This is a genomic window from Corynebacterium sp. HMSC034E11, assembly GCF_001835905.1.
In the GTDB taxonomy this organism is placed as follows: domain Bacteria; phylum Actinomycetota; class Actinomycetes; order Mycobacteriales; family Mycobacteriaceae; genus Corynebacterium; species Corynebacterium coyleae.
Genome location: NZ_KV826409.1, coordinates 1 through 1,430, shown reverse-complemented (window position 1 = coordinate 1,430; position 1,430 = coordinate 1). Strand labels below are relative to the sequence as shown.

At 59.3% G+C, this 1,430-nt stretch carries 1 protein-coding gene; it reads right to left on the bottom strand.

Annotated features, from left to right (window positions below; all coding sequences use genetic code 11):
- Positions 1-1,430, bottom strand: a 1,430-nt coding sequence (locus HMPREF2690_RS07930; RefSeq protein WP_210401388.1) for a YPDG domain-containing protein, incomplete at both ends; no start/stop codon positions are given.

Here is a 1,430-nt window from a genome sequence, read left to right as displayed (position 1 = left end):
AGCGGTCGCGTCCTTGCCATCCTTGCCGGTGAAGAACGGCGAAGACTTCGTCTCCTTACCCGGGACGACCAACTTGTCCTCGTAGGACGGCTCGTAGAGGTCAGCGTCCTTGTCGGTCACCGTGACGGTGACGTCAACGTTGTCCTTCGTGCCGTCCGGGTAGGTCACAACCACCGGAACGGTGATCTTGTCGCCCGGCTTGGCATCCTCCGGGATGGTCACCGTGATCTCACCGGTGTTCTCATCGATGGTCACGCCATCCGGGGTGTTCTCACCCGGGGTGAACTTCGTGCCCTCCGGCGGGGTGGTCGGGTTGCCATCCTTGTCCTTGAAGGTTGGCTTGTCCACCTTGACGTCCTCACCAGGCTTACCGGTGACGTCGGTGTACTCCGGCTCGTAGTCCAGGTTCTGGTTCGGAACCTTCGGGTTGGTCTTGTCTTCCTTCTCCTTCTCATCCGGGATGCCATCACCGTCATCGTCCGGATCCTCGGTATCAGGCGTGCCATCACCGTCGGTATCCAGCTTGAACTTCGCGGTCGCGTCGTCGGTGGACTTGTCCGGGTAGGTCACAATGACCGGAACATCGAACTCCTCAACGGTATCTGCGTTGAGCTTCGACTTATCCGGGAAGGTCACCGTGATCTCGCCGGAGTTCTCGTCGATAGTGACCACGTAGCCCTCGGGAGCCGAGAAACCATCAGTGATCTTGAACGTCGAGCCCTCAGGAGCGGTCGCGTCCTTGCCATCCTTGCCGGTGAAGGTCGGCGACGACTTCGTCTCCTTACCTGGGACGACGAGCTTGTCCTCGTAGGACGGCTCGTAAAGGTCAGCGTCCTTATCGACAGGAGCCGGAACGTCCTTGTCGGTCACCGTGACAGTGACGTCAACGTTGTCCTTAGAACCATCCGGGTAGGTCACAACCACCGGAACCGTGATCTTGTCACCCGGCTTCGCATCCTCCGGAATGGTCACGGTGATCTCACCGGTGTTCTCATCGATGGTCACGCCATCCGGAATGTTCTCACCCGGGGTGAACGTGGTGCCATCCGGCGGTGTGGTCGGGTTGCCGTCCTTGTCCTTGAACTCCGGAGCAGGAACGGTCACGTCCTCGCCAGGTTTACCGGAACCATCCTCGTATACCGGCTCGTAGTCCAGGTTCTGGTTCGGAACCTTCGGGTTGGTCTTGTCTTCCTTCTCCTTCTCATCCGGGATGCCGTCACCATCATCGTCCGGATCTTCGGTATCAGGTGTGCCATCACCGTCGGTGTCCAACTTGAAGTTGGCCGTCGTGCTGTCGGTGGACTTGTCCGGGTAGGTCACCGTCACCGGAACATCGAACTTCTCAACGGTGTCCGCGTTGAGCTTCGACTTATCCGGGAAGGTCACGGTGATCTCGCCGGTGTTCTCGTCGATCTCGACGACATAGCCCT